This window comes from Sphingomonas morindae (assembly GCF_023822065.1).
Taxonomy (GTDB): domain Bacteria; phylum Pseudomonadota; class Alphaproteobacteria; order Sphingomonadales; family Sphingomonadaceae; genus Solisphingomonas; species Solisphingomonas morindae.
The window spans coordinates 2,891,461-2,911,726 of the sequence record NZ_CP084930.1; the positions used below are offsets into that span (position 1 = coordinate 2,891,461).

Annotated in this window: 12 protein-coding genes; 6 read left to right on the forward strand and 6 right to left on the reverse strand. The window is 68.7% G+C overall.

Features of this window, described 5'->3' with window-relative positions; all coding sequences use genetic code 11:
* Positions 1 to 11: 11 nt before the first annotated feature.
* Positions 12 to 3,137 carry a TonB-dependent receptor gene (locus tag LHA26_RS14155; RefSeq protein WP_252166236.1) on the reverse strand — a complete coding sequence of 1,042 codons (3,126 nt, stop codon included), beginning with the start codon at positions 3,135 to 3,137 and terminating at the stop codon, positions 12 to 14.
* A 275-nt stretch (positions 3,138 to 3,412) separates the two neighbouring features.
* On the opposite strand from LHA26_RS14155, the gene LHA26_RS14160 reads away from it, so the two are divergent.
* Both LHA26_RS14160 and LHA26_RS14165 read left to right on the forward strand, forming a co-directional pair.
* Positions 3,413 to 4,627, forward strand: coding sequence for an ROK family transcriptional regulator (locus LHA26_RS14160; protein WP_252166237.1), 1,215 nt, complete (start codon positions 3,413 to 3,415; stop codon positions 4,625 to 4,627).
* Positions 4,628 to 4,710: 83 nt separating this feature from the next.
* Positions 4,711 to 5,664: an ROK family protein gene (locus LHA26_RS14165; protein ID WP_252166238.1), complete on the forward strand. Its 954-nt coding sequence runs from the start codon at positions 4,711 to 4,713 to the stop codon at positions 5,662 to 5,664.
* Between the two features lie 43 nt (positions 5,665 to 5,707).
* On the opposite strand, the gene LHA26_RS14170 is transcribed toward LHA26_RS14165, so the two are convergent.
* From LHA26_RS14170 to LHA26_RS14180, 3 genes are all read right to left on the reverse strand, one after another.
* Positions 5,708 to 9,100, reverse strand: coding sequence for a glycosyl hydrolase 2 galactose-binding domain-containing protein (locus LHA26_RS14170; protein ID WP_252166239.1), 3,393 nt, complete (start codon positions 9,098 to 9,100; stop codon positions 5,708 to 5,710).
* Between the two features lie 90 nt (positions 9,101 to 9,190).
* On the reverse strand, positions 9,191 to 9,670 hold the full coding sequence (locus tag LHA26_RS14175) for a glutathione peroxidase (protein WP_252166240.1): 480 nt from the start codon (positions 9,668 to 9,670) through the stop codon (positions 9,191 to 9,193).
* Between the two features lie 55 nt (positions 9,671 to 9,725).
* Positions 9,726 to 12,137, reverse strand: coding sequence for a TonB-dependent receptor (locus LHA26_RS14180; protein ID WP_252166241.1), 2,412 nt, complete (start codon positions 12,135 to 12,137; stop codon positions 9,726 to 9,728).
* Positions 12,138 to 12,436: 299 nt separating this feature from the next.
* Between LHA26_RS14180 and LHA26_RS14185 the strand changes: the two genes are divergently transcribed.
* Genes LHA26_RS14185 through LHA26_RS14200 form a run of 4 tightly spaced genes read left to right on the forward strand, consistent with a single transcriptional unit; the run spans position 12,437 to position 15,835 of the window.
* Complete coding sequence (locus LHA26_RS14185) at positions 12,437 to 12,655, forward strand: hypothetical protein (protein WP_252166242.1); 219 nt, start codon at positions 12,437 to 12,439, stop codon at positions 12,653 to 12,655.
* A 33-nt stretch (positions 12,656 to 12,688) separates the two neighbouring features.
* Complete coding sequence (locus LHA26_RS14190; RefSeq protein WP_252166243.1) at positions 12,689 to 13,579, forward strand: bestrophin family protein; 891 nt, start codon at positions 12,689 to 12,691, stop codon at positions 13,577 to 13,579.
* A gap of 58 nt (positions 13,580 to 13,637) precedes the next feature.
* Positions 13,638 to 14,834: an MFS transporter gene (locus tag LHA26_RS14195; protein ID WP_252168400.1), complete on the forward strand. Its 1,197-nt coding sequence runs from the start codon at positions 13,638 to 13,640 to the stop codon at positions 14,832 to 14,834.
* Positions 14,822 to 15,835: a LacI family DNA-binding transcriptional regulator gene (locus tag LHA26_RS14200; protein ID WP_252166244.1), complete on the forward strand. Its 1,014-nt coding sequence runs from the start codon at positions 14,822 to 14,824 to the stop codon at positions 15,833 to 15,835. The genes LHA26_RS14195 and LHA26_RS14200 overlap by 13 nt, the downstream gene beginning before the upstream one ends.
* On the opposite strand, the gene LHA26_RS14205 is transcribed toward LHA26_RS14200, so the two are convergent.
* Positions 15,832 to 17,040 (reverse strand): SGNH/GDSL hydrolase family protein, encoded by a 1,209-nt coding sequence (locus tag LHA26_RS14205; RefSeq protein WP_252166245.1) that lies wholly within the window; start codon positions 17,038 to 17,040, stop codon positions 15,832 to 15,834. The genes LHA26_RS14200 and LHA26_RS14205 overlap by 4 nt on opposite strands.
* Before the next feature lie 56 nt (positions 17,041 to 17,096).
* Positions 17,097 to 20,132, reverse strand: a complete 3,036-nt coding sequence (locus LHA26_RS14210) for a TonB-dependent receptor (RefSeq protein WP_252166246.1) — start codon at positions 20,130 to 20,132, stop codon at positions 17,097 to 17,099.
* Positions 20,133 to 20,266 lie beyond the last annotated feature (134 nt).

Below are 20,266 nucleotides of genomic sequence, written 5' to 3' on the forward strand. Positions count from 1 at the left end.
CTCGCGGGCGATCAGAACTTCACGCGGGCACCGGCGGTGTACCGGCGCTCGTAGATATTGTTGTAGGCGCGCTCGTCGCGCCAGGTGAGGTAATATTTCTCGTACTCGGACGTGAGGTTCGAGCCCTGGGCATAGACGGTGATGTTCTTGGTCAGATCGTAGCTGACCGAGGCATCGATATAGTTGGTCGGCTGCTGGTAGAGTTCCAGGCCACGAATGCCGCCAAAGTCGGACTGGACGGCGCGCTTGGACCGGTAATTCCACGCCACCCGCGCCTGGAACCGCTCATCCTGGTAGAAGAGCGCGACGTTGGTCTGCAGCTTGGAATTGTCCTGGAAGGGGATCTTGTTCCCCGCCAGGTCCTTCTGACCCGAATTGGAGGGCGAGAAGGTGATGTTCGAGTCGATGCCGAAGTTCGAGAGGAAGCGCGGCATGAAGGCGAAATCGCCGAACGACGCCTTGGCGCCGCCTTCCAGGCCCTGCAGCGTGCCGCCCGTGCCCTGCACCGGCGTCGAGATCGACACGGTGCGGTTGCGCACCACGCCGTCATTGTCGGGCAGATCGGTGCGGACGATATTGCCGCTCTGGATGAAGCTGTCGACGGCGATGCGGAAGGCACCGACGCTGAACAGGCTCGCGCGGCCGACATAATATTCGAGGCTGGCCTCGACATTGGTGGCGCGCCACGGATCCAGATTGGGATTGCCGTTGGAGCTGCCGCCCGTCACGCGGAACACCGGCGAGGCGCCCGACGTGTCGATCGCATAGGTCGGGTTCAGACCGCCGCCCCACTGGTTGAGATCGAGCAGCGTCATCGTCTTGGAATAGGCGAAGCGCAGCTTCAGGTTCTCGGCCAGGTTGAAGGCGATGTTGAAGGCGGGCAGATAATCGGTGAAGTCCCGCTTGGTCCGCACCGTGCCATTGGCCAGATTGGCCAGGCCGTAGGGCTGCGGGCTGCCGGTGACATATTGCAGGATGTCGAGCCGGGTGTTGATGATCTTCAGGCCGGCATTGCCGCCATATTCAAGGCCGAACAGATCGCCCTTGAAGTTCATCTGGAAATAGCCCGACGTCTGCTTCACGCCGACGTTGAACGAGGCGCCGGGGTTCTGCACCTCGACATTGCCCGGGTAGAAGCTGTTCTGGAAGGCCAGCGCGTTGCGCATGAAGTTGGGGTTCAGCACATACATGGCGGGCACGCCGGCGGCGGGCAGCGTATATTGCTTCACCATGTTGGCGAGCGTCGGGTCGGTGGCCGGACGGGTCAGGCCCGCCGTGTAGGCGACGCCGGCCGCGTTGCGCGCCGAGCAGCTGGCGTCGTTGACCGGAACGTCGAACGCCTTCCACTTGACGAGGCAGCCCGCCGGATTGCTGGCCATGCCCGCATAGAGCGGCGCCGCGCGATCGAACTCATAGTCGTTCACCGAGCGCTCGGAATAGCGCGCGCCGAACGCGAAGTTGATCGCGTCGTTCACCTCATAGGTCGCGTCGCCGCGCACCACCTTGAGATCGCCGTTGCGCCGGTAATTGCCCTCGGACGACATCGTCTTGAGCGCGTAATTGGCGGGATCGCCGAGCAGGCTGGTGAGCTGCGAGGGCAGGGTGAAGCGCGGCTGGCTGCCGGTGAAATCCACCACAGCCGGAAGCGAGTTCAGGCCGGCGATGGTGTTGACCGAATAGCCGTTCGGATTGAACACGCGATTGCCGCTGGGATAGATGCCGATGCCGCCCGGCTCCCACTGCTGCCCGTTGGACAGGCTGAACTGCAGGTAGCTCTGATCGTAATATTGGTGCGCCTTGCCGTAGATGCCGCGCAGGCTGGCCTTGAAGCGGCCGCCATTGTCGTACTTCAGCTCGAGATTGTAATTCTGCGACTGCGACTTGTAACGATCTTCCTGGGCGTAGGAGTCGAAATTGCCCAGGTCGTAATTATACACCTGCGTGGTGTTGATATGGTATCCGTCCGAAGTCACCGCGCCGGTGTCGCGCGACATGCCGGGCTGGAACTCGCCCGCCTGCCAGTTGACATTCTGCATCTGGAAGCCGGCGGTGCTGACATATTCCTTCTGCTGCGTGAAGAAGGCGTCGCCGGTCAGCGTCAGCGCATCGTTGATCTTCCACTGCGCCGAGCCGTTCAGGCCGAGGCGGCGGCGATCGTTGACGCGATCCCAGCCGGTGAAGCCCTGCGGCACGATGAAGGCATCATTGGCATCGCCATCGCCATTGATGTCGAAGCCGCCCGGAACGGCGGTGCCGCGCCGGCGATTGGCGGGCGAGAAGCCGCCGCTCGAGGTGGCGTCGGCGGTGCCCTCATTGTGCAGGGCGGCGCCATAGCCTTCCTGGATGCCATTGTGCGAGTTGGACAGTCGGACGCGCGTATAGGCGCCCGAAAAGAGCACGCCGAACCGGTCATTGTGCCAGCCGACAAGGCCGTTGAACGAAGGATCCGCCTTCTTCACCTTGTCGCCGTAATTGCCTTCGGCGGCGGCGGCGACGGTGATGCCCGACTTGAGATCGAACGGCCGGCGCGTGCGCAGATTGACGGTGCCGCTGATGCCCGCGTTGAGCAGATCGGCGGTGGTCGATTTGATCACGTCCGCGCCCGAGAAGAGCTGCGACGGGATATCGTTGAAGTTGGGCTGGATGGTGGTGATCGACTGCGCGCCGAGATAGGATTCGCCGTTGAGCAGCGTGGTTACCTGCGGCAGGCCGCGAATGTTGATGGCGGCGCCTTCGCCGGCATCGCGGCGGATCTGCACGCCCGGGATGCGCTGCAGCGAGTCCGAAATGGTCCGGTCGGGCAGCTTGCCGATATCCTCGGCCGAGATCGAATCGACCACCGAGACGGCGTTGCGCTTGATGTTGATCGCGCGCTGCTGGGCGCCGCGGATACCGGTGACGACGATCGCCTGCGCGCCCTGATCGGCCGAGCCGACATCGCCCTGCTCACCCGCCGTCTGGCTGGGCGAGGCGGCCTGATCGGCCGGCGCGTTCTGCGGTTCGGCGGTGATCGGCGGGGTCTGCGAAGCAGCGGCGGCGACCGGCGCCTGGGCGGCGGCCATGCCCGCATAGGCGAGGCACAGGCCCGAGCTGGCGGCCAGCAGGAGGCCGCGATGGAATGGATAGGCGGTGCGCAAAACTCTTCCCCTCTACTGACGCGCCGACCTCTTGGTCTCGCGCCATCGCAGGGGCGGCGCGGCACTGGTCCCTTATTGGGCTCCAGGCCAATTAATCCCCTCCGATGCGCGGCTTAGCCGTCGCTGTGCATCGATGTTGTCCAAAGCTTCAGAGCGGTCAACTTAAATAATTTGATTTTTCTCTTTCTCGGTGCGGGTTGATCGGGCACCGTAGCAGGAAGGTCACGCCCGGCGGGCAGAGCGGGTTCGGATCGGGGCAGGGAACAGAAGATCGGATGCTTGCCGAAACGGAAAAACGGCACGAGAAGCTCGCTCTCTCCCTCTCCGGCACCAATCTCGTCCGGGCGGGAGACTATAATCAGCGGACCGTGCTGCAGGCGATTCGCCTTGCCGGCGAGACGACCCGGATCGATCTCGCGCGCGTCACTGGTCTTACCGCGCCGACCATCGCCAACATCACCGGACGCTTGTCGGAGCTGGGCTTTGTGCGCCAGGCCGGACGGCGTCAGGGCGGGCGCGGCCAGCCCGCGCTGCGGCTGGTGATCGAGCCCGATGGCTGTTTCGGGCTCGGCATCAATATCGATCGCGATCATATCAGCCTGATCGCGCTGGACCTGGCGGGCGAGGTGCGCGCGCGGGTGACGCGCGAGATCGCCTTTGCCACGCCGGCTATGGTCTATGCCTGTATCGAGGAGGAACTGGACGGGCTGATCGCGGCGGGCAAGGTCCGGCGCGAGCGGATCCTCGGCGTGGGGATCGCGCTGCCCGACGATCTCGGCCGCATCGATCTGCCGCATCGCCCCGCCGAATATGCGGCGTGGAGCGATGTGGATCCGCGCGAATTGCTGGCGCCGCTGCTGCCCTGGCCGATCCATTGCGACAATGACGCCGCCGCCGCCGCGCTCGGTGAGGTGGAGGCCAGCACCGGCTTCGCCTATCCGAGCTTCTTCTACATGCTCGTCAGCTTCGGGCTGGGCGGCGGGCTGGTGATCGACCGCAGCTATTATCGCGGCGCGACGCTGCGCAGCGGCGAGATCGGGCTGCTGCCGGATCCCAGCGCCAATCATCCGGGCGCCACGGTGCAGGATACGGTGTCGCTCTCCGCGCTGCTGGCGCGGCTGGAACGCGCCGGCCGCGCGCTGCCCGCCGAGGCCGATCTCGCGGCGGCGGCGGAGGGCAGCGATCCCGTGCTGTTCGAATGGCTGCACGATGCCACGCGCTCGCTGGTCGGGCCGCTCATCGCGATCAACTGCCTCATCAATCCGGATGCCGTGCTAATCGGCGGGCGGCTGCCCATGCCGCTCATCACGAGCCTTTCGGCGCGGCTGAACGCGCGGCTGGGCGAGCTGGCGCTGCCCGCGCGCGCGCCGGTCCTGCCCGCGGCGATGGCGCAGGATGCCCCTGCCGTGGGCGCGGCGATGCTGCCGTTCCGCAAGGAACTCCTGCCCTCCGATATCAACCTGATCCAGGCCGGACGCGGCGCCGACTAAAACAAGACATTTTACTTTCTCCGCGCCCTGTGGTGTCGTGCCGCCGCACAGCGCCCGGTGTGAAGGGCGCCAGGGGAGAGGTTATGGTTGAATTGCTCGGCGAGCGGATGCGGGACAGCGCCCCGGGGGAGAGCGCCGCGCGCGATTTCCGGATCGGCATCGATTTCGGCGGCACCAAGATCGAGGCGATCGCGCTGGCGGACGATGGCGCGGTGCTGTCGCGCCGGCGCGTGCCCAATCCCGGCTCCTATGCGGCGGCGATCGCGACCGTGGCCGAGCTGGTCGCCGCGACCGAGCAGGCGGCGGCGGGGCGCGGCAGCGTCGGCCTCGGGACGCCCGGCTCGGTCTCGCCCGCCACCGGGGTGATGCGCAATTCCAACTCGCTCTATCTGAACGGCCGGCCGCTGGCGGAGGATCTCGCCGCGGCGCTCGGGCGCCCGGTGCGGCTCGCCAACGATGCCAATTGCCTCGCTTTGTCCGAGGCGAGCGACGGCGCCGCCGCCGGCGCGGCTTCGGTGTTCGCGCTGGTGATCGGCACCGGCTGCGGCGGCGGGCTGGTGATCGACGGCGCGCTGGTGGAAGGCGCGCACGGCATTGCGGGCGAGGTGGGCCATTCGCCCTTGCCGTGGCCGACGCCCGAAGAGGCCGGCGTGGACGCCTGCTGGTGCGGGCAGCGCGGCTGCCTGGAGAGCTGGATTTCCGGCACCGGTTTCGCGCGCGCCTATGCGGCGGAGCATGGCGAGGCGCTGGCCGCGCCGGCGATCGTGGCGGCCGCGCGCGCCGGCGAGCCGCGCGGGCAGGAAGCGCTTGACCGCTATATCGATCGCCTCGGCCGCGGCCTGGCGATGATCGTCAATCTCGTCGATCCCGCCGCGATCGTGCTGGGCGGCGGCATGTCCAATGTCGGCGAACTTTATGAGCACCTGCCCGAGGTGATCCGCCGCCACGCCTTCTCGGACGGCTGGTCGGGCCTGATAGCCCCCGCGCAGTGGGGCGATTCCTCGGGCGTGCGCGGCGCCGCCTGGCTCTGGCCCTGAGGCTGCGGGCGCGGCGGCGCATCGGCCGCCGCGTCCCCAAGCTCTATTGGCCGACCGCGATCGCCGCGGGCGCGATGTTGAACCCGCGCAGCGTCACCTTCGGCGCCGCGCCCGCCAGCAGCGCCGGCGCGCGCACCGTCACCATGCGGCTCTCGCCCGGCAGCAGCGAGACATAATTGTCGCTGAAATAGGCGGGCAGCACCTGCTTGCCGGCCGCATCCACCAGCGCCAGCTTGGTTTCGATCGCCGCCGTCTTGCCCGGGTTGGACAGCGTCACCGCGATCACGCGCTCGCTGCCCTCGTCATGCCCCGTCGCGCTGCTCTGGAGCGTCACCGGCGGCAGCGCCGCGAGCGCGCGATAGCCCTCGTCGCTCGCCGCCTGCCAGTAGAAATTGTCGGAGAGACGGGTGCCGCCGCCATCCTTGGCCTCCAGCCGCACCAGCACCGGTCCGGCCGCCAGGGCGGGGGCGAGATCGAGCGTGAAGGCGGGGTTCACCCCCGGCCGCGTCGCCACCTTCGCCTCGCGCGTCAGCACCACGCGGCCGTCCAGCGTTTCCACCCGCGCGCGCACCGTCGCGGTGCCGGCGGCGTCGGGGCGGCTGTTGACGAGCACCACCGCATGATCGGGCAGGTTCATCTGCACGTGCAGCGGCTCCGATCCCTTCTGGACGCCATAGAAGGCGCCGTGCGTGTCATAGTCGGACGAGAAGATCTGCCAGGCCGAGGACGGCCAGGCGGGCTGGGTCATCCACAGCATGCGGCCGCTGTTGCGCGTCCACAGGCCCGCGTTCATCCCCTCGAAGATCGCGCGGTAGCTGTCATATTCCAGCATCTGCGCCTTGCGCTCGAAATCCTCGAGGCTGGTGGCGGGCCCGAAGCGCCGCGCCATCGCATCGGTGAAGCTGGCGACCGCGCCGTTACCGGTCTGGTGCCAGTCATGATAGGCCCAGCTGTCGCTGATCGGCCAAAGCTCGCTGGCCGGAATGGTGCGCTTCCAGCTCTCCAGCGTGGGGAAGGACGGCGTCCCCACCTCGACCGCGAAGCCGTTCGAATATTCGGTGAAATACTTGTCTTCCGGCCGCCAGTTATAGGGGCCGCTATCGTGCAGGTTGATGCGGTTGGACGAGCCCATGTAGAGGCGCGTGCCATCCTCGCGGCGGATCAGCGCGTCCAGCCCCTCGTTGAGGATCGGCTGGGGCACGCCCTCGTTGCGCCCGAACCACAGCACGATCGAGGGATGGTTGCGATAGCGCCGGACCACGTCTTCCGCATTCTTGAGGAAGAGCGGCACGTCCTGGGCTTCGATGTTATAGTCCTGCGTCGACTCCCAGAAATCATTGAGCACCATCAGGCCGTATTCGTCGGCGAGATCGAAGAAGGTCTCTTCGGTGTTCTGGCCGATCCAGTTGCGCACCACGTTGAGATGCGCGTCGCGCTGCAAGCGCATGAAGGGCTCGAGGCGGCCGCGCTCGGTGCGCTTCAGGAAATCGTCCATGCCGATGTTGCCGCCGCGCGCCGCGATGCGCACGCCGTTGACCCGCAGCACGAGGAAGGGCGACAGGCCGGCATCGCCCTTGATCGGGGTCACCGCCGGCGAATGCAGGGCCTCCGGGGTCAGCGCATAGGCCCAGCCGCCCGGCACCTGCCGGATCGCCTGATGTCGCACATCGACCAGCGGCGTGCCCGTTTCGCGCGCCTTGGTGAGGTTGATCGCCACCCGGTCGAGATCGCCCTGAGGATCGACCAGTGACAATTCATAGCGCACCTCGCGCATGCCGAAGCGCACATCCTTGGCGTCGGAGGGCTGGCCGCCGCTCGTCGCGCTGAGGTGCAGCATGTGGAGCGCCGGCTCGCCATAGCCATTGGGCCACCAGAGGCGCGGGTTGCGCACGCGCAGCTGGGCGAAATCCGCGGGCAGGAAGCGCACCGTCTGGGTCGCGCCGGGCGCGAGCGTCACGCTGCGGCTGACGCGGACATCGTCGAACCGCGCCTCGACCTCGGTGGTCGCCGGCTGCGTGCCCTGATTGTGGACGGGCACGTCGATCTCGATCTCGGCGAGCTTGGTGTCGCCGTCGGGCAGCGCGGTGACGACCTGCGCGTCGCCCAGCGTCACCTCGCCCGTCGCGCGCAGCTCAACATCCTGCCACAGGCCCGTGTTGCGATCGCGCACGGTGGGGATCCAGTCCCAGCCCTCGGTGGCGCCGAAGGTCGGTCCGTCCAGCATCATCACGCCGCCATTCTCGCCGACCCCGGCGGTGAGCGACTCCTCGTGCGCCAGCCCGACATGGGGCGGCGGCGAGACCTTGACGGCGATGGCGTTGCGGCCGGGCCGGAGCGCGGCGGTAAGATCGAAGCGGCCGCGGATAAAGGCGCCCTTCATGTCGCCCAGGCGCTGGCCATTCACCCACAGCTCGGCCTGATAATTGGCGCCGCCCACCACCAATTCGAGATGGCGGCCCGCCGCGCCGGCCGGAAGATCGAACTCGGTGCGGTACCAATAATCCTGATGCGCCAGCTTTTCGGGAATGGCGAGATTGTTGAGGCCGTGCGCGGGATCGGGATAGACGCCGCGATCGATCAGCGTCGTCAGAACCGTGCCCGGCATGGTGGCGACGAGCCAGCCCTGCGCGTCGAAGCCGGCGCGCGAGAGGCGCGGGCCGTCGGCCGTCACGTCCGGCGCGGCGGCGAGCCGCCAGCCATGGACGAGCCAGCGGCCGGGGGCGGTTTCGGCGAGCGCCGGCCCGGTGGGGACGGGCTTGGCCTGGGGCGCATCGGCCGGCGTGCGGCTGGTCGGCCGGGTCGCAGGCGGCTGCGGGCTGGTCTGCCCCATCATCTGACGCACCTGCACCGGCCAGTGCGGGCTGTTGGTGGCGAACTGGATGAGATCGGCGCTGGGCGGCGTGGCGGCGGCGGCGCGCAGCGCGGCGGCATCGCGCGCGCCGGGAACCAGCGCCAGCGCGGCGATGCGACCGCTGAAGCCGGGCGCATCGGGCGATCCGCCGCCGATCCGCAGCTGCTCGGGCAGCGGCGCGGGCGCGGCCGCCACGCGGCCCGCGCGGCGGCCATCCACGAACAGGGTGAGCGCCGCCGGCTCGGCGACGAGCGCGATATGATGCCAGGCGCCCGGCGCGAGCGTGACGCCCGCGCGGAGGAAATGGCCGTCCGTCATCAGGCCCGGCGCGCCATTGCGCAGCACCAGCGCCTGATCGCCGCCGAGCGCGACGAGCGGCGCCGCGCGCGGGGCGGCGCGATCGGCGGCGATCCAGAAGTGCAGCGTCCAAGGCGCGGCGCGCAGCGCGGGCGCGATCGGCTGGGCGGCGGCATCGCCGCCCGCGATCAGCGCGACGTCATACGGCCCCGTCTGCGCGGGCTGGGCATAGGCCTGCGCGGCAGCGAGCGCAGCGAGGGCGATGGCGGCGGTGAGCTTGACGGACACATGTTCCTCCCTGGCTCCGGCTCTGCGTCCGGGCAACGCATCACAACCACGGCCGGGGAAGAAAGACAAATCATTTTAGAAAATACGGCGCTACAGCCAGGCTTCGATCGCCGGCCGCAAGGTCGCGGGCGGCGTGGAGGGCGCGAAGCGGCGCACCGTCACCCCATCGCGCGCCACCAGGAATTTGGTGAAATTCCACTTGATGCGGCGGGTGCCGAGCAGGCCCGGCGCGCGCGTCTTGAGCCAGGCGAACAGCGGCTCGGCGCCCGGGCCGTTCACCTCCACCTTGGCGAACAGCGGAAAGCCAATATCGAAGCGGGTGCGGCAGAAATCGGCGATGCTCGCCTCGTCGCCGGGCTCCTGTTTCCCGAACTGGTTGCACGGAAAGCCGAGCACGGTGAAGCCGCGCGGCGCATAGGCGCGGTGAAGCGCCTCCAGCCCTTCATAATGCGGCGTGAAGCCGCACAGGCTGGCGGTGTTGACCACCAGCACGAGCTTGCCCGCCTGCGCCGCCAGCGGCGTCGGGCTGCCGTCGATCGCGCGCACCGTAAAATCACTCAGGCTGGTCATGACATCACGCTCCCGCAGCCGGGCTATGGCGGCGGGGGCGGTGCGTCAATCGCGATCAGAAGCTCGCCCGGATGGTGCCGCCAAAGGTGCGCGGCTCGGCGGGCTGGCCGACGATCAGCCCGGTATTGCCCGATTGCGTGGCCAGTACCTCGTAATAATTCTTGTCGAGCGCGTTGCGCACCCATCCGAACACGTCCCAGCCCTCGCCGAAGCGGAAGCCGAGCCGGAGGTTGAGCAGCGCATAGCCGGCGATGTCGGTATAGCGCGAACGCGAGGGATTGGAGGAGAAGCGCGAGCGATAGCTGCCATCGACACCGAGATAGAAGCGCCCGTCGAGATCGGCGACATGGCCGGGCAGGCTATATTCGCCGCCATAGGCCGCCGACCAGCGCGAGACGCCGGGCAGCCACTGGCCCGAAATGTCGCAGGCGGCGGGCGATACGCCGCCCGGCGTGCCCGGCGGACTGGCGGTCGCGCCGCTGCTGCCGCCCGACAGTTCGGGCGGGCAGGGCGCATCGCGGAAATGCACGTAGCGTGCATCGGTGAAGCTGCCATTGGCGTAGAGGCTCAGCCGCGTGCTTGGCCGCGCCGCCGCCTCCAGCTCCACGCCGCGCGTCCGCACCAGCCCGGCATTGGCGAGATAGCCGCGCAGCACGCCCAATTGGCCGTTGGTGACGGTCGCCTGGTAATTGTGCACATCGGTCCAGAAGGCGGCGAGGTTGAGCGTCAGCCGCTTGTCGAACCATTGCGACTTGAGCCCCGCCTCGACATGGTCCTCGCGCTCGGGCTTGACGGTGGCGGCGGACAGGATCGGCTGGTTGGCGGCGTCGAGCGGCAGGCCGGACAGGTTGATGCCGCCGGATTTGAAGCCGCGCGCATAGGTGGCGTAGAGCAGCAGCGCCTGGGTGAGATCGTAGGATGCCGTGAAATCGCCTGAAAGGTTCCAGGCGCTGAACCGGGGCTGATAGCTTTGCGGCGCCAGCACGCCGCGCTGGTCGGCGGTCAGGCTGGTGCTGCCGCTGCCGGTCGTCACCGTGGCGAGATAGGCGCCGCTCTTGCGATCGTAATTGACGCGCAGGCCTGGCTGGAGGCGGAGCCGGTCGGTCACGTGCCAGCCGATCTGGCCGAAGGCGGCGAGGCTGGTGGTGCGAAGCCGGATGTCATTGTCGGATCGGAGGCCGTTCAGCACGGAGGGATCGCGCGCGGCGGCGCTGCTGGGGTTGAGCAGCCAGCGGCTGGCGGCCGGCCCCTGCGCCTGCTCGCCGGTGGTGCGCAGCGTCTGGTGGAAGGCGAACAGGCCGCCCACATAATCGATGCGGCCGCTGCTCCCGGCGTAGCGGATCTCCTGCGTCCATTGCCGCTGGCGTGACGGATTGGCCGAGACGGTGGTGATCGGCAGGCCGAGGAAATCGCGATCGTTGGACGGATCCCAGTTCCAGAAGCGCCAGGCGGAGACGGAGGTGAGCGTGCCCGGCCCGATCTGCCAGCGCGCGCGCAGCGAGGCGCCGCCAATCTCCTGCCGGGCGCGCAGCGGCACATCCAGATCGGTCAGCCGGTCGAAGGCGTCGAAGCTGGGCGGCCGATAGTTGAACGCCGCCGCCAGCGCGGCATATTGGCGGTTGAGCGGCCGCTGCGTGGCGCCGGTCCGCACATAGATCTGCGCGCAGCAGTCCGGATCCTGGCGGTTGTAATCGCCCGCCAGCGTCAGATCGAGCGTGTCGGTGGCGCGGAACAGCAACTGGCCGCGCACCGCCTTGTTGTCGATCCCGTTCACATCCTTGTCGGTGGTGACGTTGTAGATCGTCCCGCGCCGGCTGGTGAGCGCGCCGGACAGGCGGAAGGCGAGCCGGTCCGCCACCAGCGGCGCCGATACCGATGCCTTGGCCTGCACGAAATCGAGGTTGCCGAAGGAGAGTTCGCCGCGCGCCTCGGGCGAGAAGCTGGGCGCGCGCGTGGTGATGTTGATCGCGCCCGCCGTGGTGTTCTTGCCGTACAGCGTGCCCTGCGGCCCGCGCAGCACCTCGACGCGCTCGATATCGACAAAGTCGAAGGTCGAGGCCGCGACGCGGCTGTTGTAGACATCGTCGACATAGATGCCGACGCCCTGTTCGATGCCGTCATTGGTGAGGCCGAAGGGCGAGCCGAGGCCGCGGATGTTGAGCGTCGTGTTGCGCGGATTGGTCGAGTAGAATTGCAGGCTGGGCTGGATCTGGGTGAGCTTCAGCACATTGAAGGTGCCGGTGGCGTCCAGCGTCTTCCCGCCGATCACCGAGATCGCGAGCGGCACCTTCTGCACCGTTTCCTCGCGCCGGCGGGCGGTGACGAGGATGTCGCCCTCATTGGTGGCCGGGGCGTCGGCCGTCGTCACCGCCTGCGGGGTCTCGGCGCGGGCGAGGCCGGCGCAGGCAAAGGCGGGCAGCGCGCCGGCAAGCAGCATGGTTCGGCGACCCCGCGAGACGGTCGGCATGGCAATTCCCCTTTCCACGGTAGGCATAGGGAGAAAGGCGCGCCGCTGCCGAGACAGCAAATCTTGTCCGCGCACCAGCCGGCCTTTGGCGCCCGGCCAATCATGTCCGGTTCGCGTCCGCACCTTTGCCGGAGCGTGCCGTGCCTGTCTTGTCGCTTGCTCCATGTTGCTGGCTTTTGCCGCTATGTTATAAGGGTTTTTCGATGCGTCCCGGCGGCTTGACCGGGCTTTTGCCCCACCTAGGTTCTGCTGCGGCTGCGAAGCGCGGCCGCCACGGACCCGCTTGAGGAGGAGGCACAATGAAGCGCGACCTGACCGTGCGCGAGGATCGAATTGCGTGGAACGATGTTGAGGCGCTGCCGCTCTACGGCGCGGCTCTGCTGACCTTCGCGGCGCTGCTCTACCTTTTTGTCGACCGTACCTCGGCGATGGAGGATATGGCGGCCAAGCTGGCGATCCTGGTCGGCTGCCTTGGGCTGCGGCGCGCCTGGGTCGGGATGGATGCGGACGGGCGCTGAACGGCGCGCCAGTGAGGCGAGGGGGAAAGCGGCATGATCATCGGTCGGGCGCCACGGGTCCGGCAGACCTTCTACGAGGTCTGGCGCGTGCTATCGGCGCTGTTCCTCTGGGATGTCGCCGTCACCGTCTTCTACTTCACGTCGCCGTTCAAGGCGCCGTCGCTGCCGCTCACCCTGTTCGGCACCGCGCTCGCGCTGTTCATCGGCTTCCGCTCCAATTCGGCCTATCAGCGCTGGTGGGAGGGCCGCACCCTGTGGGGCGCGATGATCAACGCCTCGCGCAGCATCGCGCGCGCCTCGATCGCCTTTATCGAGGGCGAAGGCGGCGATGCGGCGCGGCTGCGCACCATCATCGTGCGGCGTCAGATCGCCTATGTGCAGGCGTTGCGCTGCCAGCTGCGCCGGCAGGATCCCGCGCCCGAAGTGCATCGGCTGCTCGACGCGGCGGAGATCGGCGACGCGCTCGATCGCACCAATGTCGCCAACGGCCTGCTCGACGGCACCGCGCGCCGCATCGCGGAGGCGCGGCGGGCGGGGCTGATCGATACCATCCAGCAGACGCGCATGGAGGCCGTGCTGGTGGATATCGCCAATGCCCAGGGCGGCATGGAGCGGCTCAAGAACACGCCGCTGCCGTCGCAATATCGCAGCTTCCCCACCTTCTTCACGCGGCTCTTCTGCGTGCTGCTGCCGATCGGCCTGGTCGAGGCGCTAGGCGTGGCGACGCCGATCGGATCGGGCGTGGCGGGGCTGATGTTCCTGGCGGCGCTGCGCATCGGCGACGATCTCACCGATCCGTTCGGCAACACCGTGCACGATGTCCCGCTCTCGGCCATGTGCCGGACGATCGAGATCGATCTGCTCCAAGCGATCGGCGAGGCCGCGCCCAAGCCGCTGGCGGCGGAGCAGGGCATACTCTGGTAGAGAGGCCGCGTGGCACGCGCTTGTGCCCGCGCCGAAGGGCTTTAAGCTGCGCTGCGTGATGGAAACTGCGCAGCCGCCCGGAAGGGCGCCGGATCGAGGCCTGTTCGCGCTGATGCTCGGCGTGTTTCTGGGTGGCGGCCTGCTCAACGCCACCGTCGCGCTGCTCGTCCCCCGGCTCAGCACCTTGGCCGGGCTGGGGCTTACCGAGGCCGCCTCGGCGCAGCTCGCTTATTATGCCAGCTATCTGCTCTTCGCCCTGCCGGCGGCGGCGCTGCTGGTGCGCTGGGGCGCGGGGCGGGCGATGGCGGGCGGCCTCGCGGTGATGGCGATCGGCTGCGCGCTGCTCGCGCTCGCGCTGCTCGAGCGCGTGTCCGCCATGCTGTTCCTCGCGCTGCTGCTGGTGTCGAGCGGGGTGACCCTGCTGCAGATCACCGGCAATGGCGTGATGGCGACGATGGGCGCCGGCGCGACGCGCCGTTTCACGCTGCTCCAGGCGTTCAACTCGCTCGGCACCGTGCTCGGCCCGCTGCTCGCCAGCCGCTTCCTGCTCGATCCGGGGGCGCCGGGCGGCGCGGCGCCGCCATTCCTGGCGGGCGCTGTGCTCTTCGCGCTGCTCGGCGCCGGCTTTGCGCTGCGCGCCCGATCCTTGCCGCCGCGCGGCGACGATCTGCACCCCAGCCTCGGCGCCGTCGCCGGGCTGATGACGCGCTCGCCCCGGCTGATGTTCGGCGCCACCGCCATCTTCGCCTATGTCGGGGCGGAGGTGAGCATCGCCGCCTTCGCGGTCGCCTATCTCACGCGGCCCGATCGGCTGGGCGTCGACGCGATCGCCGCCGGGCGGCTGGTGAGCCTCTATTGGGCGGGCGCCATGGCGGGGCGGTTCGCGGGCGTCGTGCTGCTGCGGCGCATCCCGGCGGCGCGGCTGCTCGCCGGCGCGGCCGCGCTGGCGCTCCTGCTGATCCTTGTCGCGGGCCTCGCCACGGGGCTGGCGGGGAGCGCCGCGCTGCTCGCGCTCGGGCTTGCCAACGCGATCATGTTCCCGACGATTTTCGCGCTTGCCATGCCCGAGCGAGAAGGCGAGATGCCGATCGCATCGATGCTGCTGTGCATGGCGGTGGTCGGCGGGGCGCTGGTGCCGGTGGCGGCGGGCGCGGTGGCCGATACATTGTCGGTGCCGGCGGCGCTGCTTGTGCCGGGGCTGTGCTACGCCCTTATCTTCGCCTTTGCACGCCAGGGAGCCGGATGGCGATCGTAACGATCAAGGATGTCGCCGAGCGGGTCGGGGTATCCGCCAAGACGGTGTCGCGCGTCATCAATGGCGAGCCCCATGTCCGGGCCGCGTTGCGCGAGCAGGTGGAGCGGGTGGTGGCCGAACTCGGCTATCGTCCCAATGCCCATGCCCGCAGCCTCTCGAGCGCGCGCTCCTATCTGCTCGCTATGCTGTTCGACGATCCGAGTTCGGGCTACGCCATCGCCATGCAGCAGGGTGCGATGGCGCAGTGCCGCGCGCGCAGCTACCATCTGCTGGTGGAGCGGCTGGACGCGCAGCAGCCGCGCTTCGTGGAGGAGCTGGCCGATACCGCCGCCGCGCTGCGCCTGGATGGCGTGATCCTGCCGCCGCCCCTGTGCGACATGCCCGAGCTTCTCGACGCGGTGGAGCGGCTGGGCCTGCCCTATGTGCGCGTGTCGCCGGCGGCGCCGGGCGCGCGCGCGGCGCCGTCGCTCGGGATCGACGAGGAGGCCGCCGCCGCCGAGATGGTGCGCCACCTTATCGCGCTCGGCCATCGCGCGATCGCCTTCGTCGCCGGCGATCCCGTCCACGCCAGCGCCGCGCGCCGTCGCAGCGGCTTTGTCGCGGCGATGACGGCGGCGGGGCTGTCGGCCCGCGCGATCAAGCCGGGCGACTTCACCTTCCGCGCCGGGCTGGCCGCAGGCGAGGCGCTGCTCGGCCGGCGCGCGCCGCCCAGCGCCATCTTCGCCGCCAATGACGACATGGCCCTGGGCGTGCTGGTGGCGGCCCTGCGGCGCGGCCTGGCGGTGCCGGAGCAGCTCTCCGTCGCCGGCTTCGACGATGGGCCGACCGCGCGCATCGCCTGGCCGGCGCTCACCACGATCCGCCAGCCCACCGCCGAAATGGGCGCCGCCGCCGTCGACCTGCTGATCGACCGCGCCGCCGGCGATCACCACGCGCTGCTCGACTTCGCGTTGGTCGAGCGGGACAGCACCGCCGCGCCCGGTCCGGCGCGCGCGGGCTAACGCGGCGAAGCCTCGGGCGCCACCAGCGCCAGCGGTACCGCCTCGGCCATGGCGCGATAGCCGGCGGGCGAGGGGTGGAGATGATCGCCGCTGTCGAAGCCGGGCAGGAGCCGCTCGGGATGCGCGGGGTCGCGCGTCGCGCGATCGAAATCGATCACGCCGTCGGTGTGCCCGGGCGCGCGCAGCCACTGGTTCACCGCCACGCGGTCCGCCTCGTCCTGCGGCGTGGGAGCATAATAGTCGGACCCGGTGAAGGGCATGATGGTGGCGCCGTAGAGGCGCAGCCCCTTGGCATGGGCGCGCGCCACCAGCTGCGCGTAGCCGGCGGTCAGCCGCGCCACCAGCGCGGCATGGGCGGCGGGATCGCGCACATGCGTCCGCGCGAAGGTGCCGAGATCGTTGATCCCCTCGAGCAGGATCACCGCATCGGCGCCGGTCGTGGCGAGGACATCGCGATCGAACCGGGCCAGCGCGCTCGGGCCGAGCCCGTCGTCCAGCACGCGGTTGCCGCCGATGCCCTGGTTGGCGAGGCCCCGCGCCGGCGGCAGGCGCCGCGCCAGATAGTCGGTCCAGCGCGTATCGCCATTGGTGATCGCGCCATGGCCGTCGGTGATGGAATCGCCCAGCGCCACCAGCACCGGGCCGCAGCCCGCGCTCTCGACCCCGGAGAGCCAATACCAATGGTCGAGCCCGCGCGCGCCGGTCAGCATGGCGGCGGCGCTCTGCGCGCCCGGCGCGAGCCAGCTTGTGGTGCGCGCGCCGGGATGGCCGGTGACGGGCGCCGGCGCGGCGGCGAGGTGAAGGCTCACCGCCAGCACCGTGCCGCGCCGGGCGGGCAGCGCGACCGGATCGGACAGATAATCGACCCCGGCCGGGATCTCCACCGCCGCCGCCCCCGCGAAGCGCACCGGCAGGGCGGGGCCGGCGAGCGAAGCCGCGCCCACGCCCTGCGCCAGGGCCAGCGTGACATGATCGATCCGCAGCGGCGTGGTGCCGAAGGCGTTCGAGAAACGCAGCCGCTGGCGCGGGCCACCGGCGCTGAGCGTCACCGTCTGCCGCAGCGTGGCATCGGCGAGCGCGGCGGTGGGCGGCGTGTCCTCCGGCTTGGGCACCATCTGCGCCGAAGTCCAGGCGGCATGCCAGCCATCGCCGCAGACGGGCCGCGCGACCGCGGGTGTGAGCGCAACCAGCGCCGCAAAAAACATGGCCGGCTTCGCGAGGAAGCCGGCCATCAGGGGGGAGGAGGGGGAGAGGAAGGACATCAGAACTTGGCTCGCACACCCATCAGGAACTGGCGGCCGGGATAATAGGTGCTGTAGGCCGCGTTGGAATAGCCGAAATAGGTGCGGATCGGCTGGTTGGTGAGGTTCAGCGCATCGAAGGTGAGGCGGAACGCCTTGTTGAGCCAGGGCAGCTGATAGCCGGCGGAAAGATCCAGCTGGCCCCGCGCATCGGACACGAGCGGAACATTGACGTTGTTCTGCGGCCCGTTGGCCGAGACATTCTTGTCGTTCCACACATAGTTCAGGCTGATCGAGATGCCGTGATTCTCGTAGAAGCCCTGAATATTGTAGCTCCACGGCGCGATGCCGGGGGCGAACAGCCCGTCGCTCGAGCTTTGCGTGATGCGCGTGCCATTGGCTGAGAAGCCCAGCCCCTTCACCAGGAAATCGAGCGGCTGCACCCAGGTGACCTCGACGCCGCGGACCAGCAGCTTCTGGAGGTTGACCGGCTGGTTGACGAAGATCAGCGCCGCATCCGGGCCGCCGCGCGAGTTGATCGCGTCGCGCTGCGTGGTCTGGAGCGTGTTGAAGTCGATGCCGAGGCTGTTGAACGGCACGGTGCTCTGCTGGATCGCGGTGAAGCCGTCGATGTCCTTGCGGAAATAGCTGACGCCGACATAGCCGATGCCGCCCGTGTAATATTCGCCGCCGAGATCGATATTGTTCGACGTGTAGGGCTTGAGATTGGGATTGCCGCGCGTCGCCACCTGCGCCGAGGTATCGGAGAAGGTCAGCCCCGGCAGCAGCGAGCCGGCATCGGCGCGCGTCACCGCGCGCGAGGCCGAGGCGCGCAGCTTGAGCCGCCGCGTCACGTCGTAGGTGAGGTTGAAGGAGGGCAGCCAGTCATTGTAGCTCGCCTTCTGGCTGAGCGTGGAGAAGGTGTTGCCGACCTGGATCGGCCCTTCCACGAACTGGTCGGTGTGGAAGTAGCGCACGCCCACATTGATACGCAGATCGCGATCGAGGATCTGCGTCAGCCCGTTCAGCTCGACATAGCCGCCAAAGGTCTTTTCGCGGATATTGCCGACCGCGCCGCCCGTGACCGCGCCGCTCGTCACGGGCGCGTTGTCGCGGAAGCTGGCATAGTTGGTGGCCTGTTCGAGCGCCGAGAGATCGGGCTGGATGAAGCTGGTATAGCCCACCGGCCCATTGGCGAGATGGCCAAAATCGGTGATGCTCAGCCGCTGGAGATATTGGCTCACCTGGCTGTTGGGCACCGATCCGGTGGTGCCGTCGCAGGTCGCGCCGCACACGGCGGTCTGGAAGGCGACCGAATTGTCGAAGGCCTGGATCGAGCGGAAGGCCTCGTCATAGGCGGCGCCCGCCTTGAGGTTCACATCCTTGCTGCCCCAGGTCACGTCGAAATGCGCGCCCTTGGTGTTGGTCTTGCGCTCCACATTCTGGACGTTGACGCGATACCAGCGCCAGCCGAGATTGGGATCGCCGAGATCGCGGTTGGTGGTGATCACCGGCTGCGGGTTGCCGTTGGTGTTGTCGAAGAAGACGTTGAGGCCCGATTGCGGCGGCGTCTGGAAGTCGAATTGCGGCTGTTCGCGGAAGAAGGTGCTGCGCCCATAATTCACCTGCGCGTCGATCTTCAGCGTGTCGGTGGGCTGCCACGTCATGCTGGGATTGACGTTCCAGAACTTGGTCGTCTGGTTGAACACGTCCGCCTCGAGGAAGAAGCTCGAATTGGCGAAGGTGCCGTTGGTGACGACGCCGTTGGGATCGACGGTCAGGTCGATCGGCACCATGCCGCCGGTCGAGGTGGGCGAGGTGCCCGGCGCCGAGTTGCGCACATACCAGTTCATGTTGAGCCGGGTGAAATCGCGCTTGGAATAGGCGTAGAGGCCATCGAAGGCGAAGTGCAGCCGGTCGCTCGGCCGCCATTCCAGCGCGAGCAGCGTGGAGATGCGCGAGCGCGTGCCGGTGGTCAGGCTGTTGCGGGCAAGGCGCGGGATCAGCGCGGTGCGCAGCACGTCGAGCGGCACGCCCGAGGTGGCGGCGAGATCCACCGGAGCGCCCGGCACCAGGCCGAAGCCGGTATTGGCCGGCACGGTGGGCGCATAGATGAAGCCGTTGCCGCCGGCATCGGCGCGGCCGGCGACGCCGGTGGGGATGTTGCCGTCGGTCCAGCCCACCGTCTCGAAGCCGTCGATCCGCGACTTCTGCTGCAGCCCGGCAACGCCGACGAGCACGCCGAACGTATCGCCGAAGGTGTGGCTGGCGACGATCGCGCCGCGCGGGCCGGCCTTGCCGTTGCTGTCCGAATATTGCGCCTGGCCGACCACGGTGACGTGCGTGCCGGGCGTGTCGAAGGGCCGCGCGTTGCGGAGATTGACCGTGCCCGCGATGCCGCCTTCCAGCGTGGAGGCGACCGGGCTCTTCAGCACGTCGAGGCGCGTGAACAGCTCGGACGGGAAGAGATCGAGATCGACTTCGCGATTGCCGCCGCCGAAGCCGGTGGTGCCGCCGTCCGACGCGATGGCGATCTGCGTGTTGTTGAGCAGCACCTTGGAGAAGCTGGGGCCCAGCCCCCGGATCGAGACCTGCACGCCTTCGCCATTGATGTCGCGGGCGAGCTTCACGCCGGGGATGCGGTTCAGCGTCTCGGCCAGGTTGGTGGCGGGCAGCTTGCCGATATCCTCGGCGAAGATCGAATCGGTGAAGCCCACCGCCGCGCGCTTGGCGTTGGTAGCGCTCTGCAGGCTCTTGCGGATGCCGGTGACGACGATCTCATTGCCGCCGCCGGGCGCCGCCTGGGTCGCCACCGCATTGGCAGGCGCGCTGGCCGGGGCGCCATTATCGGGGCTGAAGGGATTGCTGGAGGTGACGCCGCTCGCCGCCGGATCGACCGGATCCGAAGGACGCGCCGCCGGATCGCTGGCCGGGTTGGCGACGGGCGGGATCTGGGGCGCCTGGGCATGGGCAAGGCCGGCAAGGCTAAAGGCGGCCAGCCCGGAGGCCGCCAGCAGACAGGCGCGCACGGATTTCGGATGCGAGAAAGCGTTCATCTACCCCTCCTGGTCACGCCCGCTTGGTCGCGGGCTGTTATCGGATGATATCCGGCGCCTCATTTTGATAGCGCTAACAGGACTATGTCTACGGCGTTCGTTTCCGAAGTCAAGCGCGATGATTTAGCGGTAAC